The organism is Nocardioides endophyticus, assembly GCF_039543845.1.
Taxonomy (GTDB): domain Bacteria; phylum Actinomycetota; class Actinomycetes; order Propionibacteriales; family Nocardioidaceae; genus Nocardioides; species Nocardioides endophyticus.
On record NZ_BAABKN010000045.1, the window covers coordinates 1 to 775 of the forward strand.

The window sequence follows — 775 nt, forward strand, 5'->3', positions numbered from 1 at the left end:
TCACTACTGCACGTTCGTGGAGTCCCCGGGCCAGCTGCGCCGGGCCGGCTATGAGATGTTCATGTCGCCCGACGAGATCCTCGAGATCGCGCGGCAGGGGGCTGAGCTGGGCTGCCTGGAGGCGCTGTTCACCCTGGGCGATCGGCCCGAGGACCGGTGGCCCGAGGCGCGGGCGTGGCTCGACGAGCAGGGCTACGACTCGACGCTGGCCTACGTCCGAGCGATGGCGGTGCGGGTGCTGGAGGAGACCGGGCTGCTGCCGCACCTCAACCCGGGGGTGATGTCGTGGGAGGAGCTCAACCGACTCAAGCCGGTCTCCCCGTCGATGGGGATGATGCTGGAGACCACCTCACGGCGGCTCTTCGAGACCAAGGGCGAGGCCCACTACGGCTCCCCCGACAAGGACCCCGAGCTCCGGATGCGGGTCCTCGAGGACGCCGGGCGGCTCTCGATCCCCTTCACCACCGGGCTGCTGGTCGGGATCGGCGAGACGCTCGAGGAGCGGGCCGAGACGATCTTCGCGCTGCGCCAGGTCTCCCGGGCGTTCGGCTCCGTGCAGGAGGTGATCGTCCAGAACTTCCGGGCCAAGCCCGACACCGCGATGCGGCACGCCGACGACCTCGACCTCGACGAGTACCGCGCCACGCTCGCGGTCACCCGGATCGTGTTGGGACCCAAGGCCCGGGTGCAGGCGCCGCCCAACCTGGTCGACCTCGAGGAGTGCCGGGCCCTGCTCGACGCCGGTGTCGACGACTGGGGTGGCGTCTCACCGCTG

At 70.7% G+C, this 775-nt stretch carries 1 protein-coding gene; it reads left to right on the forward strand.

Features of this window, described 5'->3' with window-relative positions; genetic code table 11:
• On the forward strand, positions 1–775 hold a 775-nt coding region (gene cofG / locus ABEA33_RS27265; protein WP_345530352.1), incomplete at both ends, for a 7,8-didemethyl-8-hydroxy-5-deazariboflavin synthase CofG.